12 protein-coding genes are annotated in these 14,181 nt (G+C 65.3%); 5 read left to right on the top strand and 7 right to left on the bottom strand.

Annotation, left to right across the window (positions count from 1 at the left end; translation table 11 throughout):
- Positions 1-85 precede the first annotated feature (85 nt).
- From ACQY39_RS06405 to ACQY39_RS06390, 4 genes are all read right to left on the bottom strand, one after another.
- On the bottom strand, positions 86-775 hold the full coding sequence (locus ACQY39_RS06405; protein WP_428504488.1) for a histidine phosphatase family protein: 690 nt from the start codon (positions 773-775) through the stop codon (positions 86-88).
- Positions 735-1,058: a DUF1840 domain-containing protein gene (locus tag ACQY39_RS06400; RefSeq protein ID WP_428504486.1), complete on the bottom strand. Its 324-nt coding sequence runs from the start codon at positions 1,056-1,058 to the stop codon at positions 735-737. Before ACQY39_RS06400 ends, ACQY39_RS06405 begins: the two co-directional genes overlap by 41 nt.
- An 80-nt stretch (positions 1,059-1,138) precedes the next feature.
- Positions 1,139-3,271, bottom strand: coding sequence for a putative bifunctional diguanylate cyclase/phosphodiesterase (locus tag ACQY39_RS06395; protein WP_428504484.1), 2,133 nt, complete (start codon positions 3,269-3,271; stop codon positions 1,139-1,141).
- Complete coding sequence (locus ACQY39_RS06390) at positions 3,268-4,548, bottom strand: HD-GYP domain-containing protein (RefSeq protein ID WP_428504482.1); 1,281 nt, start codon at positions 4,546-4,548, stop codon at positions 3,268-3,270. Before ACQY39_RS06390 ends, ACQY39_RS06395 begins: the two co-directional genes overlap by 4 nt.
- 313 nt (positions 4,549-4,861) lie before the next feature.
- Here ACQY39_RS06390 and pcaF point away from each other — a divergent pair, with 313 nt between their 5' ends.
- Positions 4,862-6,064 carry a 3-oxoadipyl-CoA thiolase gene (pcaF, locus tag ACQY39_RS06385; protein WP_428504480.1) on the top strand — a complete coding sequence of 401 codons (1,203 nt, stop codon included), beginning with the start codon at positions 4,862-4,864 and terminating at the stop codon, positions 6,062-6,064.
- A gap of 598 nt (positions 6,065-6,662) precedes the next feature.
- Positions 6,663-7,544, top strand: a complete 882-nt coding sequence (locus ACQY39_RS06380; RefSeq protein WP_428504478.1) for an IclR family transcriptional regulator domain-containing protein — start codon at positions 6,663-6,665, stop codon at positions 7,542-7,544.
- A gap of 85 nt (positions 7,545-7,629) precedes the next feature.
- Here the strand turns inward: ACQY39_RS06380 and ACQY39_RS06375 are convergent, their stop codons facing one another.
- Together ACQY39_RS06375 and ACQY39_RS06370 are read right to left on the bottom strand one after the other, a co-directional pair.
- Complete coding sequence (locus ACQY39_RS06375; protein WP_428504476.1) at positions 7,630-9,159, bottom strand: 3-hydroxyacyl-CoA dehydrogenase; 1,530 nt, start codon at positions 9,157-9,159, stop codon at positions 7,630-7,632.
- Positions 9,159-9,971 (bottom strand): enoyl-CoA hydratase-related protein, encoded by an 813-nt coding sequence (locus ACQY39_RS06370; protein WP_428504474.1) that lies wholly within the window; start codon positions 9,969-9,971, stop codon positions 9,159-9,161. Before ACQY39_RS06370 ends, ACQY39_RS06375 begins: the two co-directional genes overlap by 1 nt.
- 78 nt (positions 9,972-10,049) lie before the next feature.
- On the opposite strand from ACQY39_RS06370, the gene ACQY39_RS06365 reads away from it, so the two are divergent.
- Together ACQY39_RS06365 and ACQY39_RS06360 are read left to right on the top strand one after the other, a co-directional pair.
- A complete protein-coding gene (locus ACQY39_RS06365; RefSeq protein ID WP_428504472.1) occupies positions 10,050-10,850 on the top strand; it encodes an alpha/beta fold hydrolase in 801 nt (266 codons plus the stop codon).
- Positions 10,851-11,012: 162 nt separating this feature from the next.
- Positions 11,013-11,303: an antibiotic biosynthesis monooxygenase family protein gene (locus ACQY39_RS06360; protein WP_428504470.1), complete on the top strand. Its 291-nt coding sequence runs from the start codon at positions 11,013-11,015 to the stop codon at positions 11,301-11,303.
- 148 nt (positions 11,304-11,451) lie between these two features.
- Here the strand turns inward: ACQY39_RS06360 and ACQY39_RS06355 are convergent, their stop codons facing one another.
- The gene (locus tag ACQY39_RS06355; protein WP_428504468.1) at positions 11,452-11,811 is read right to left on the bottom strand and encodes an HU family DNA-binding protein; all 360 of its coding nucleotides are present in this window, start codon (positions 11,809-11,811) and stop codon (positions 11,452-11,454) included.
- Positions 11,812-12,081: 270 nt separating this feature from the next.
- Between ACQY39_RS06355 and ACQY39_RS06350 the strand changes: the two genes are divergently transcribed.
- Entirely contained in the window at positions 12,082-14,160 is a 2,079-nt protein-coding gene (locus ACQY39_RS06350) for a putative bifunctional diguanylate cyclase/phosphodiesterase (protein ID WP_428504466.1), read from the top strand.
- Positions 14,161-14,181 lie beyond the last annotated feature (21 nt).

Here is a 14,181-nt window from a genome sequence, read left to right as displayed (position 1 = left end):
ACAGCACCGACGCGAAATTGCAACACTTCTCTGGTACACCTGGAATCGTGCAAATTGGCACTTGCACGACGCGTCGGACTTCCCCTCAAGCAGGCTCGTCAAGAACCAGCCCTGCCAAGTGCGCGTCGTCATTCCATCCCACCAGCGTGAAGCCCGCGTCAGAAAAGAGCAGGCGGTTGATCACCGCATTGCCCAGCATCCAGGTTCGCGTTGCCTGCAAAGGCAAGCGAGTGGCCGCACGATACAGGCAGTCGAGCACGCCACCATGCGTCACCAAGAGCACCGTCTGCCCGGCGTGCTCACGCAAGACGCACTCGACGGCGGAAACGCTGCGCACATAAAACTCCTGCAAGGTTTCGCCGCCATCGGCGCCGAAGTCGGGGTCACGGCGGCGCCAGCGCTCGCTGTGATCCGGCCAGCGCTCGGCAATCTCCTGCCAGGTCTGGCCCTGGAACACGCCAAAACGGCGCTCGCGCAGGCCGGGATTCAGCTGCACCGGCTGGCCCAATGCTGCAGCGGCTGCGGCGGCGGTTTCTCGCGCTCGCCCTAAATCACTGCTGTAGATCACATCGATGCCTTCCCCGGCCAAAACCGCGCCGAGGCGCTGGGCTTGCAAGCGCCCGATGTCGTTCAGGGGCACGTCCAACTGACCCTGGATGCGCTTGTCGCGATTCCAGGCGGTCTCGCCGTGACGGATGGCGAACACGCGCGTGCTGCTGTCCAAGGGCATGGTGTCAAACACCCCAGACCAGATCAGCGCCGGCACGCTGGGCATGGCGGATCAGCTCGACCAGCGGCCAGGCTCGCTGCTGCAGGCTGATGCCCTCGCGGCGCGGCAGGGGCTCACCAGCAGCCGCTGCCTCTGCCTGCAGCCGGGCAAACGCAGCCTCATCCTCTGCCACGGCCAGCTCCAGGGTCGAAATCGCAGCCAGCAGCTCGGCTCCACGCAAGATGCCTTGTGGCGAAGGCTCGCGCCCCAGAAGGCGCAGGATCTGCTCGCCCTGAGGCTGCAGCATGATCACGTCGGCGCCGGCTTTGGATTTGAAGCGGTAGATCATGATGAACGTCCTCCCTGGATGGCTACTCAAATGAATGCCATTCATTGTCGACGCAGTCACTCACGCTTGCGCAGCCGGAATCAGATCAACAATCCGCCCATCAAACGCATGCCGCCGCCTGGGCTGCTCGGGTTGCCGCTACGCCAAACCCGCTCCTCAAATTCTTGCGGGCCCAAGGCAGGCGCATAGAGGTAGCCCTGGAACTCGTCACAGCCGGCGCGCAGCAGAAAATCGCGCTGTGCATCAGTCTCCACGCCTTCAGCGATGACGTGCAGGCGCAAGGCCTGGCCCATCTGGATGATGGCATTGACGATACCCGCGTCGCTGGCATCGGCAGGAAGGCCCGTCACAAAGCTGCGGTCGATCTTGAGCCGCTGGATCGGAAAGCGCTTGAGATAGCCCAGGCTCGAATAGCCGGTGCCGAAGTCGTCGATGGACATGCCGACGCCGAGCGCCGCCAGCGACTGGAGGCGGCGCAGGGCTTCCTCGGCATCGCGCAACAGGATGGACTCGGTCAGCTCGAGCTCCAGCAAGCCCGGCGGCAGGCCCGAGGCGCGCAAGGCATGGGCCACCGTGTCGGCAAACTGGCTTTGTTGAAATTGCAGGGCCGAGACGTTGACGGCCACCGGCATGCGCCAACCCTGGCGCAACCAACGCGCAGCCTGCTCCACGGCCTGGTGCAGGACCCACTCGCCAATGGCGACGATGAAGCCGCTTTCTTCGGCCACCGGAATGAACTCCGACGGCGAAATCTCGCCGCGCAAGGGATCGCGCCAGCGGATCAGCGCCTCGGCACCAATCACTTGGCCATTGGCCAGATTGATCTGCGGCTGGTAGTGCAGGCGGAACTGCCCCTCCTGCAAGGCTTGCCGCATGGCGTGATCCAAGCGCATGCGGGACAGCAGGTCGACGTCCTTGCGCGGCTGATGGAAATGGAAGGCTGCACGACCGCTCTCCTTGACCCAGTGCATGGCCTGCTCGGCGCTGCCAAGCAACTCGTCGGCGCTGCTGCCGTCGCCCGGAAACAGGGCGATGCCGGTGCTGCAAGTGACGGTGAAGCTCAGGGTGTCGAAGCAAAAAGGCCGCGCCATCGCCTCCTGCACGCGCCGCGCCGCATTTTCGGCCCCGCGGGCATCGGCCTGATGAATCAGCAGCGCAAACTCATCGGCGCCCAAGCGAGCCACCAAGTCGACCTCGCGCAAGCAGGCCTTCAGGCGCTCCGCCACCTCGCGCAGCACCCGGTCGCCATACGAGTGGCCGAGCGTGTCATTGATCTGCTTGAAACGATCCAGATCGACGTTGAGCAGGGCAAACGGCGCGCTTTCGCGCTTGGCCATGGCATGGGCGTGGTCGATGCGTTCGGCCAGGGCGCGCCGGTTGGGCAGGCCGGTCAGCATGTCAGAGTGCGCGAGCTCCTCGATGCGCTGGCTGGCGGCCAGCTTTTCACTGAGGTCGCGGTAGGAATAGACGCGCCCGATCGGCCGGCCGCGGCTGAACTGCGGCAGCGACACCCGCTCCAGCACGCGACCATCGAGCAGGCTGATGACATCGCTGCTCTGCAGCAGAGCGGCGTCCTGGATGGCGGCCTGGCGCGCCATATAAGCCGCCCCGTCGACCACGCTGCGCCGCATCCACGTCTGCACGGCCTCGTCATTGCGCTCGCGCAGCAGGTCGGGCGGGATACCCCAGAGCGAGGCGAAGCGACGATTGAAGGAACGAATTCGCCCGGCCAGGTCGACCACGAGAATGCCATCGGCCGTCGATTCCAGCGTGGCCTGCAACTCGGCCACCAAGGCCTCGCGCTCTTCCTCGGCCTGACGCTGCGGCGTCTGGTCCCGCACCGAGACGAGCCAGAAGCCTCCGCCCGACGCTGCCGCATCGCGGATGAAGCTGATGCGCCGGGTCACCCAGAGCATCTGGCCATCGGCATGGCGCAGCAAGGTATCCGAGAGCAGCTGCGCGCTGCTGTCCTGTGCGGCCTCTTGCCAGAACAGCAGGTCCTCGGGCGTGCTGGCCAGGGACTCCACACTCTGCCCCACCCACTGCCCGGCACTCGATCCGAGCAAGGCCACGGCGCCCGCATTCACCGCAAGGATGCGGCGGCTGCCCCCATCGACCAGCCAAGCGGCCTCCAGCATGCCCTCGAGAAGGGCGGCTTGAGCGAGCGGGGCGGCGGTCGAAAAGGGGGGAAGCTGCAGGCTGACCAGGGTCACGCCGCCAGCTCCACGTCGCCGAGCCCCTGGACGGGCTCGAAGAAATAGGCCACGCGGGTGCGCGGGCTCAGGTATTCCAGCGAGGCGCGAGGGAGGTGCTGAGGCTTCAGGCTGCGCCGTATGCCCAGGTCGGCATGCTGTTCCAGGTTCAGAACCAAAGCCTCTTCCCGCGGCACGCGCGGGTCATGAACCATGACTTTGGGCTTGAGCGGGCGCGAGGAATTGACCGCCACCACCAAGGCGAAGCGATCGTCGGTCAGCTGCACCGTCGAGCCCGGCGGATAGACGCCCATCATGCGGATGAATGCATTCAGCATGGTGGCATCAAACCGATTGCGCCCTTGAGCAAACATCAAGGACAAGCCTTCATGCGGCGTCATCGCCTTGGAGGCCAGCAAGGGGTTGCACAGACCATCGAAGCGGTTGACCAGGGACACGATGCGAGCGCCGGCGCTCATGCGGTCGACATTGATGCGCTGCGGGAAGCCGCTGCCGTCGGCATTTTCGTGGTGCTGGGCGATCACCAGCAGCGGGCCCGTCGAGAGCCCCATGCTCTGCGCCAAGGCCACGCCCTTGGCCACATGGTCCTGATAGCCTTGCAGCTCCGCCGCGGTGAAGCTGTCATCGCGGTGACGCAAGCGGGCCAGCACCTCGGTCTTGCCGATATCGTGCAGAAGCGCGCCCACGCCCAGGTCCATCATTTCCTCACGCCCCAGTCCGAAGGCACGGCCCAGCAACAGGGAAATGATCGAGACATTGAGCGCATGCGCGGTGCCACGGTCACCAGCACCTTCGTTGAGCAGGCGGATGTTGAGGTCCCCCTCCACCAACATCTTGTCCAGCAAGGCGGCAGTCAGGGCAGTGGCTTGCTCGCGGGAGTTGCGTGGCTGCGTCGCCAACTGCTCCATCACGCCGCGGAAAGCACCGGCAGCCTCAGCATACTGACGCTCGCACAGGCTCAGCGCGGCACGCTGAGCTTCCAGCGATTTGCGATGAGCCTCGCGGGCCAGATCTTCGGCCGACAGCTCCGTTGGCATCGACGCCGCGATCGACTCAACGGGCAGAGCTACGCCTTCCGCCTGCAACTCGCTCTTGCCCGGACTCCAGCGCACCTGCGTCAGCCCAAGCCGACGCAGGATCAGCAATTGATCCTCGGAACTCAGCTTGAAACTGCTGAGCGGAAAGGGATGAGACATCCAGCCCAGATCCAGGTGGATGAACATCCCCACCTTCAGCTGGCCCACATCGATCAAAGGATCGGCAGTTGTGTCCTTCATATTCTTCCTACGCCTTTTTTTTGCGGCGCCCTCTGGCTGAGCTTCGGCCACGCTGCGGCCAAACTTGAGCCCTTCTGCGAGTATTGCCCATGGAAGGTGACGGCCCACCGCATCGCGTGCAAATTGTCACGCCCAAGCGCGTTTGGACGTGGCTTTGCGCGCCCAGTTTGTTCATCAAGTGAACCAATGTTCTAATTAAGAACCAATTTCCAATCGACCCACACACTGCCTGACTGGTATCGGCGCTCCGCAGCTCAGCTGCAGCCGCGCACGATGCAAAAGGTAGTTGTACCTTCTCGCTGGAGCCAGAGCCATGAACCACGCCTACATCTGCGATGCGATCCGCACACCTTTCGGCCGCTACGGTGGCGCCCTCGCCTCGCTGCGCGCCGACGATCTGGGCGCGATTCCGCTGCGCGCGTTGATGGAGCGCCATCCCCTGCTGGACTGGGAGGCCATTGACGATGTGTTCTACGGCTGCGCCAATCAAGCCGGCGAAGACAACCGCAATGTCGCGCGCATGTCGGCCCTGCTGGCCGGCTTGCCGGTCGGCGTCGCTGGCATGACGCTGAACCGCTTGTGCGGCTCGGGCCTCGATGCGGTCGGCTCGGCGGCGCGGGCCATCCGAGCCGGTGAAGCCGAACTGATGCTGGCCGGAGGCGTCGAGAGCATGAGCCGGGCGCCTTTTGTCATGCCCAAGGCCGAAAGCGCCTTTGCCCGCAGCAATGCCATCTACGACACCACCATCGGTTGGCGTTTCATCAACCCATTGATGAAGGCGCAGTACGGCGTGGACTCCATGCCGGAAACAGCAGAAAACGTGGCCAGCGACTTCGGCATCTCACGCGCCGACCAAGACCGTATGGCCCTGGCCAGCCAAGAGAAAGCCGTGGCAGCGCAGCGAGCCGGCTTTTTCGCCAACGAGATCGTCGCTGTGAGCCTGGCGCAGAAAAAGGGCGAGCCCATCATCGTGGACCAGGACGAGCATCCGCGCGCCACCAGCCTCGAGGCCCTGGCGCGACTCAAGCCCATCGTCCGGCCCGATGGCACGATCACCGCAGGCAACGCCTCGGGCGTCAATGATGGTGCCTGCGCTCTGCTGCTGGCCAGCGAAGGCGCCGCCGTGCGCCATGGCCTGACTCCGCGGGCCCGCGTGCTGGGCATGGCCACCGCCGGCGTGCCGCCGCGCATCATGGGCATAGGCCCGGCGCCAGCCACGCTCAAAGTACTGGCTCAGACCGGCCTGAGCCTCGCGCAGATGGACGTGATCGAACTGAATGAGGCCTTCGCCGCCCAGGGCCTGGCCGTGCTGCGCCAGCTGGGGCTGGCCGATGATGACGCACGTGTGAACCCGAACGGAGGCGCCATAGCATTGGGCCACCCACTCGGCGCCAGCGGCGCTCGCCTGCTGACCACGGCCGTCAACCAGTTGGAGCGCAGCGGTGGTCGCTACGCTTTGTGCACCATGTGCATCGGGGTTGGCCAGGGCATCGCGGTGGTGATCGAGCGGGTCTGAGACCGGCGGCACAACGCAAGGAAAGGGAAAGAATTTCGAGTGAACGCTCTCCAATCGAAAACTCTCCCTCATAAACACAAGCCAAATCTCCAGGAAATACGCCAGAAAACGCCAGAGTGGACCTCTCAGGTCTGGCCGACTAGACCTCCGCATGTCTTTTGGCATGGGCTGATGTGCATGGGATACTGAATTCAATTCACCGAGCGGACATCACGCGAGGAACTTGCTCTGAGGGGGGCAAGACCGGGGCCAAACACCCGAAGTGATGTGCGCTGAGGCCATAGATTTCAGCTTTCGTCTTTCTCTTCTTTCACTCTCGCCGGACCTCCAAGCGCCGATTTCGCCGCACTCATCGACTTGTTTTTATCCGTCAGCGCAAATGCGAAGCATTCGCTGATAGAAAATGTGCGCTGCAGCAGGCCATGGCTGCACCGCGTGTGTGCCTGCCCTCATCGGGCAGCCTTGCAAGACGGTGAGCGTGCCGGCTCGACGCCAGTGCCTGAACCGGGGACGCGGTGCCCGGCGGCAGTGAAATTTTTGATTGTTCTTGAATCCTGAAACGCGCTCTGAGCCTTGAGGGCGCCCAACACACATCATCATGTCTGCTGCCCGCGCATTTGAAGACCTGTCCGCCCTGGCGCTCACAACGCCTGCCGAACCCGCCCTCGACAAGGGAGGCCTGAGTTCCAGCTCCCAGAAGCCAGAAGCGGCCGCTGCGAATGAGGGTCCGCTCAAGCGGGATCTCGTGGCCGGCCTGGAAAAAGGTCTGGCCGTGATCGAAGCCTTCGATCAAGAGCGCCCCCGCCTGACCATCAGCGAAGTCGCCGGACGCACCGGACTGACCCGAGCCGCTGCGCGCCGCTACCTGCTGACCCTGACCCATCTGGGCTTTGTCACCCAGGACCGCAAGATGTTCGCGCTTTCGCCCAAGGTGCTGCGCCTGGGTCAAAGCTATATGCACTCGGCCCGCCTGCCGCGCATCGTCGAGCCTGAGCTGCACAAGCTGGCCTATGCGCTCAAGGAAGCCAGCTCGGCCGGCGTACTGGACGGCGGCGACGTCATCTGCATCGCCGCCACCAGCGCAGGCCGTGTGGTCTCCCCCACCTTGCAGCCGGGCGCTCGCGTGCCGGCCTACTGCGCCGCCAACGGTCGCGTCATGCTGGCCGCCCTGCCGCAGGCCGACGTGGATGACTGGATCACCCGCCAGCAGCTGACGCCGCTGACGCCGCACACCATCACCCACCCGGAGCGCCTGCGCATCGAGATCGCGCGCGCCCGCGCCCTCGGTTATGCCTGCATCGACCAGGAGCTGGAGCTGGGCCTGCGCACCGTGGCCGTGCCGCTGCGCAACTACCGCGGCGACGTGGTGGCGGCCATGAACATCAGCGTCCACGCCTCGCGAATGAGCATGGACCAGATGGTCGAGCACTGCCTGCCGCCTCTGCTGCAGGCGCAAGCCCATCTGCGCATGCTGCTCTGAAGCTCGCACTGCGCACATGAAAAAAGCCACCCCGCCGAATCGGCGCGGTGGCTTTGTTTCTTGTTGCCGCTGAAGCGGCCGCAGCTCAGGCCCAGCGGCGCTGTTGCAACAAGGGGCTGACGCGGTAGCGCTCGCTGCGGTAGGCGGCGAACAAGGCATCCAACAGTTCGACCACGCGCTCCGCGCCCAGCAGCGCCAGCCACTCGAAAGGCCCGGACGGGTAGTTGACGCCCAACTTCATCGCCAGATCGGCGCCTTGCTCGTCGCACACACCCTGCCAGACAGCATCGCTGCCCTCGTTGACCAGCATGGCCACGGTGCGCGCCACGGCCAGACCCGGCACATCGCGCAGCTCCAGCAGTTCCCAACCGAGCGCATGCCAGAGCTGACGCACGGCCTCGCGTGCCGTCGCCGAACAGCGCGGGCCGAAAGCGACGGCCAGGCCGTCGATGCGATCGGGCGCCACCGGCCAGTCCATCACGGCCAACTCGCCATAGCGGCGCTCATGCGCGAGCTGGGCAGCCGTGCGGCCATCGCTGAGGTGCAGATGCATCTCACCCAAGACCAGACCCGCCCAGTCCGCCGATTCGCCGCGGCTGAAGCTCAGGCCGCGATGACTGAACCAAGTCGCCAGCGCCTCGATCAGCGGGCCGCGACCCACCAGGCTGAGCGCCGGCAAGGCAGCACTGGCCGACTCGACCGGTACCGGTGGCGCCGGCGGGCCGGCATAGAAGCCCTTGCCGACCTTGCGGCCCAGGCGGCCGCCGTCGACCAAAGCCTTTTGCACCAGCGAAGGCTGGTAACGCTTGTCGCCAAAATTGGCCTCGAACACCGATTGGGTGACCAAATAATTGGTGTCGTGGCCGATCAGATCCATCAGCTCGCAAGGGCCCATGCGGAAGCCTGCACTGCGCAGGGCCCGGTCGATCAGCTCGGGCGTGCCAGCCTGCTCTTGCAACAAGGCCAAGGTCTCGGCGTAGTATGGCCGGGCGATGCGGTTGACGATGAAGCCCGGCGTGCTCTTGGCATGGACCGCCGTCTTGCCCCAGCTGCGCGCCAGCTGAGCAATCACCTCGGCCACGCCGGCGTCGGTCTCGGCGCCCCAGACCACCTCGACCAGCTTCATCAAGGGCACCGGGTTGAAGAAGTGCATGCCGACCAGGCGCTGCGGATGCTTCATGCCATTGGCCAGCGCCGTGACGCTGATGGACGAGGTGTTGGTGGCAATGATGGCGCCCTCGCCGAGCAAACCGTCCAGCTCCTGCAGCAAGGCCTGCTTGGGCTCCAGCTTCTCGACGATGACCTCGATCACCAGAGTGGCCTGCGCCAGCTCGCTGGCGAGGCGGGCTGGCTGGATGCGGGCCATGATCTCGGCCCGCTCGGCCGCTTCCATGCGGCCCTTGTTGACCAGGCCGTCCAGGCCCTTGCCGATTTGGGCTAAAGCCGCAGCGGCGGCGCCTTCGCGAACATCGAGCAAACACACCGGATGGCCAGCCTGGGCCGCCACCTGGGCGATGCCGGCGCCCATCACACCCGCGCCGACCACGCCGATCAGGGCTTCGGCAGCCGGCAGCCGGGCGATCTGCCAAGTGCTGGAATTCAACGAGTCCGTCATCACACGCCCTCCTTGGCGGCATCATCGAGCGCCGGCACCCAGGCCGCCGGTCGTTTGGCGAGAAAAGCCGAGAACCCTTCGCGCGCCTCGTCGCCGAGGCGCACACGAGCGATGGTCTGCGCCGTCAGCTCGCGCACCTCGGCCGTCACCGGGCCCACCTCCAGCTGGGCAAACAGCTGCTTGATCTCGCCTTGCGCGCTGGGCCCGTTTTGCAGCAACTCGTGGATCCAGCGCGCCAGCGCCGCGTCGAGCTGATCGGCCTCCACCACCTCATGCACCAGACCCAGACTCAAGGCCTCGGCGGCACCGATGCGGCTTGCTGTCAGGGCCAGGCGCTTGGCCTGCCGGGGACCGACGGCATTGATCACATAAGGGCCGATGACGGCCGGCAGGATGCCGAAACGGGCCTCGCTGACGGCGAACTTGGCCTCACTGCTGGCCACTGCGATGTCGCAGGCCGCAGCCAGGCCGACGCCGCCGCCCAGGGCCAAACCCTGGATGCGTGCGAGCACTGGCTTAGGGCAATGAGCGATGCGCTGCAGCATGTCGGCGAACTTGCGGGCGTCGGCCAGATTCCATTCTTGGCTGGCCTCGGACGCACGCTTCATCCACTGGATGTCGGCACCGGCGCTGAAGGCCTTGCCGGCTCCGGCCAGCACGATCAGGCGCACATGCGGATCGGCCACCAAGCGGTCCATGGACTGGGCCAGTTCGGCAATCATCAACTCGTTGAAGGCGTTGAACACCTCGGGGCGGTTCATGGTCAGATGCGCCACGCCGCGCGCATCGACCTCGATATGCAATGTCTCCACGGAAGAATGCTCCTTGTTGTGCGGCAAGTATCGCAGCGCAAGAGCACCGGGCTGGAGGCTTGGCGCCACAATCGATGCATGTCCGCCCCCTTCCTCCAGCCCATGCAACTGCAGGGCCAAACGCTGCAGATCGAAGCCCAGTGGCTGCGCGCCGAACGCGTGGCGCGACCCCTGACCATCTTCCTGCACGAGGGCCTGGGCTCGCTGTCGCAATGGCGTGATTTCCCTCTCCGCCTGTGCGAGGCCCTGGACTGCCGCGGACTGATCTACTCGCGCCCAGGCTATGGCAACAGCAGCCCGCGCCGCGACCCCTGGCCGCAGGACTATCTGCAGCGCCAGGCCAAGGCGCAGCTACCCGCCTGCCTCGACGCACTGCGTGTGGCCCGCGACGAGCGGCTCTTCCTCTTCGGCCACAGCGACGGGGCCAGCCTGGCCCTGCTGTTCGCCGCGGCATTCCCTGAACGCGTGCGCGGCGTGGTGGCGATGGCGCCGCACCTGTTTGTCGAGCCCTGCACCATCGAGGGCTTGCGTCAGGCTCGCCAGGCCTACGAACACGGGCGCAGTCTGCGCACGGCCCTGGCCCGCCACCATGCCGACACCGACTCGGCGTTCTACGGCTGGAACGATGCCTGGCTGCTCCCGGGCTTCGAGCGGTGGAATATCGAAGACGATCTGCGCGCTCGCCTGGCCTGCCCGGTTCTGGCCCTGCAGGGCGAGGAGGATGAGTACGGCAGCCTGGCCCAGATCGAAGCCATTGCGCGCCTGCATGCCGACACCGTGCTCTGCGCCCTGCCCGGCTGCGGCCACGCACCACAGCGCGAACAACCCGAGATGGTCATTGAGCAAACCCAAGCGCTGTTCCAGCGTTGTCAGGCGTGAAGCATGCCGCGCCGCGCCCTGCTGAATCTGCTGGGCGTGCGCCGGCCGATTGACGAAGTGCCTCGCTCCTGGCTGCGCAGCCGCCCACATCAAACGGACGGGCGCTGATATCGTGTCCCTTCTTCACCCCTGATCTGACCCTTGCACACGAAAGAGCTCCGCATGATTCTCGAAGTCGCCGACATCCGCATCCAGCCCGGCCAGCAGGCCGCTTTCGAAGCTGCCATCCAGCACGGCATTGCCAGCGTGATCAGCCAGGCCCAAGGCTTCATCAGCGCCCAGGTCCAGCGCGGCATCGAGTCACCTGAGCGCTATCTGCTGCAGATTCAATGGGTCACGTTGGAAGACCACACCGAGCATTTCCGCGGCGGCCCGCTGTTCCCCGCCTGGCGCGCCATCGTCGGCCCCTTCTTCGCCGAAGCGCCCAAGGTCGAGCACTTCAACGCCGTCTGAGGCGTACAAGCTGCGACTTGGAAAGAGAACATCGCACCAAGCGCTTGAGCTGAAGCAAAAAAGCCGCCGCCCCAGAACCAGGGCAGCGGCTTGTTCTTTCATCATCGCCACGAGCGCCAGGCGGCGCTCATCGCTCAGGCGGCAAGATTTACTTCTTGGCCTTCTTGGCGGCCGGCTTGGCGGCAGCCTTGGCGGGAGCAGCGGTGGTCTTGGCAGCCTTGCGAGCGGCAGCCTTGGGGTCCACGGCGGCTTTGAAACCCGAGCCCGGGGTGAACTTGGGCAGCTTGGCGGCGGCGATCTTGATCTTGTCGCCGGTGCTGGGATTCACGCCGGTGCGCGCAGCGCGGGCGTGTTGCTTGAAGGAACCGAAGCCGGGGATGGACACAGCGCCACCCTTCTTGACGGTGGTGACCACAGCGTCCAGCAGGGTTTCCAGGATGCGGCCGGCTTCGGCCTTGGTCAGTTCATGCTTGCTGGCCAGGTGTTCGATCAGTTCGGTTTTGTTCATTCCAGAATCTCGTCTCAGGTAGTTGCCCGACCATCTCGGGCGAGCCTATTTTCTACGAATCCGCGACAAGCCCGATGATTGCTTGCAAAAAGCTGGCGCTGCAGGTTCAATCAATGCACCAAACTCAGCCCGGCGCCACTCCACCCAGGCATTCGCGCCGTCCAATTTGAGCGTTTGAATGCAGTCATGGCGAGACGCCCGCCACCGCTTGTTTGACCCCGAAGCCTTGTTTCGATGCCGCAAGAGAACGCGACGCCCCGACAACCACTCTTGAGTGGAGATGCGCCAGAGCCGGCCAGCAGCGCCCTGCTGCAAGCCTTGCCGCAGCAGCTGTGGCTACTCGATGCCAGCCTGCAGCCCAGCTTCGCTTCGCCCTCTCTGCTGGACTTCCTGGGTTTGAGTCTGCATGAGCTGCAAACCCTCGGATGGCGCCAAATCATCCACCCCCTCGACCGCCTCGAATTCGACCTGCGCTGGCAGCAAGCCCTGCTCTGCGGTCGCTTCGAGATGGACTACCGCCTGCGCGACGCAGAAGGCCGCTATCGCTGGCAGCTGGCCCTGGCCCAGTCCCTGCCCTCGCAAGCCGGCCAGCCATTGCGCCTGCTCGGCACCCACACCGACATCAGTGCCCGCAAGGAAGCCGAGGCGCGCCTGCGTGACGCCGACGAACTCTGGAAGCTGGCCTTGGAGAGCGTCGGTGATGGCGTCTGGGACTGGTACATCCAGGAGGACGTCGAGATCTACTCGGCGCGTATCCTGCAGATGTACGGCTTCGCGGAAAGCGAGATCAAGCCCAGCCCGAGCGAACTCGACGCGCGCACCCACCCCGATGACCGGGCGCAGATGGAGCTGGACCGTGCCGCTCATTTTGCGGGTCAGGCGCCCATCTACAGCAACGAACACCGCGTGCTGTGCAAGGACGGCAGCTGGAAATGGATCCACAGCCGCGGCATGGTGATCAGCCGCGACGCGCAGGGCCGACCGCTGCGCATGGTGGGCACACACACCGACATCACCCAGCGCAAGCAGGCCGAAGCGCTGATCTGGCACCAGGCGCACTTTGACGCCCTGACCGGCCTGCCCAACCGGCGCACCTTGCGGGATCGTCTGGAGCTGCTGCTGATGGCCGCAGACCGAGCAGGCGGGCGCCTCGCCCTGCTCTTCATCGACCTGGACCACTTCAAGGAAGTCAACGACACCTTGGGCCACGACATGGGCGATGCCCTGCTGCTGCAGGCCGCCGAACGGATTCGCACCTGCGTGCGCCCACAGGAAACCGTGGCCCGCATGGGTGGCGACGAGTTCACGGTCGTGCTCTCGGACTTGCGGGACAGCGCCGAGGCCGAAGCCGTGGCGCAAACCATCATCCAAGCGATGGCAGCGGCCTTCCATCTCCAGGAAGAGCGGGTGTTTGTTTCGGCCAGCATCGGCATCAGCGTGTTCCCCGACGATGGCCGGCAGATCGAAGAACTGTTCAAGCATGCCGACCAAGCGCTCTATGTGGCCAAGGGCGCCGGGCGTAACCGACTGGGGCATTTCACGCCCGACCTGCAGCAGGCAGCGCTGCTGCGCATGCGCCTGAGCAATGATTTGCGCGAAGCCCTGTCGCAGGGGCAGCTGAGCCTGGAGTACCAAGCCATCGTGGCCATGGAGAGTCGCGCCATCTGTAAAGCCGAGGCTTTGCTGCGCTGGACCCACCCGAGTCGCGGCCGGATCGGGCCGGACCTGTTCATCCCCCTGGCCGAAAGCAGCGGCCTGATCATCGAAATCGGCGAATGGGTGTTCCAGCGAGCCGCGCGCCAGGTCCAGGATTGGCGCCAGCGTCTGCACCCCGGCCTGCAAATCAGCATCAACAAAAGCCCGGTGCAATTTCGCCACCAGCACGGGCAAGCCGACCACGACCAGTGGGTGGCCACGGCGCAAGAGCTGGGCCTAGCGGACGGCGCACTGGCGATCGAGATCACCGAGGGGCTGCTGCTCGAGGGCGACAGCGAGGTCAACCGCCAGCTGGAAACCTTGCGCCAGGGCGGCTTCCTGGTGTCGCTGGACGACTTCGGCACCGGTTTCTCGTCGCTGTCCTACCTGCATCAGTACGCCATCGACCTGCTCAAGATCGACCAGCGTTTCGTCCGCAATCTGCGCCCTGGCACCAAGGATCTGGCCTTGTGCAAGGCCATCATCACCATGGCGCATGAGCTGGGCCTGCAGGTGGTGGCCGAAGGCGTGGAGACCCAGGAACAGTTCGAGCTGCTGCGCAGCGCCGGCTGCGACTACGGCCAGGGCTATCTGTTCGCCCGCCCGCTGCCGGTCGAAGCGTTCGAGCAGCTGCTGCGCCAGGGCAAGGCCTGAGCTTCCACAAAAAGGCGTCGC

This window comes from Roseateles sp. (assembly GCF_965262435.1).
Lineage (GTDB): Bacteria > Pseudomonadota > Gammaproteobacteria > Burkholderiales > Burkholderiaceae_C > Paucibacter_A.
The sequence above is the reverse complement of the archived record's forward strand: the minus strand, read 5'-3'. Positions and strand labels throughout refer to the sequence as shown.

Bases quoted from the DNA above. Each gene is read 5' to 3' on its own strand.
- ACQY39_RS06405 (WP_428504488.1), bottom strand. From the start codon at position 775: ATGCCCAGCGTGCCGGCGCTGATCTGGTCTGGGGTGTTTGACACCATG.
- ACQY39_RS06400 (WP_428504486.1), bottom strand. From the start codon at position 1,058: ATGATCTACCGCTTCAAATCCAAAGCCGGCGCCGACGTGATCATGCTG.
- ACQY39_RS06390 (WP_428504482.1), bottom strand. From the start codon at position 4,548: ATGAAGGACACAACTGCCGATCCTTTGATCGATGTGGGCCAGCTGAAG.
- pcaF (WP_428504480.1), top strand. From the start codon at position 4,862: ATGAACCACGCCTACATCTGCGATGCGATCCGCACACCTTTCGGCCGC.
- ACQY39_RS06380 (WP_428504478.1), top strand. From the start codon at position 6,663: ATGTCTGCTGCCCGCGCATTTGAAGACCTGTCCGCCCTGGCGCTCACA.
- ACQY39_RS06375 (WP_428504476.1), bottom strand. From the start codon at position 9,159: ATGACGGACTCGTTGAATTCCAGCACTTGGCAGATCGCCCGGCTGCCG.
- ACQY39_RS06365 (WP_428504472.1), top strand. From the start codon at position 10,050: ATGTCCGCCCCCTTCCTCCAGCCCATGCAACTGCAGGGCCAAACGCTG.
- ACQY39_RS06360 (WP_428504470.1), top strand. From the start codon at position 11,013: ATGATTCTCGAAGTCGCCGACATCCGCATCCAGCCCGGCCAGCAGGCC.
- ACQY39_RS06355 (WP_428504468.1), bottom strand. From the start codon at position 11,811: ATGAACAAAACCGAACTGATCGAACACCTGGCCAGCAAGCATGAACTG.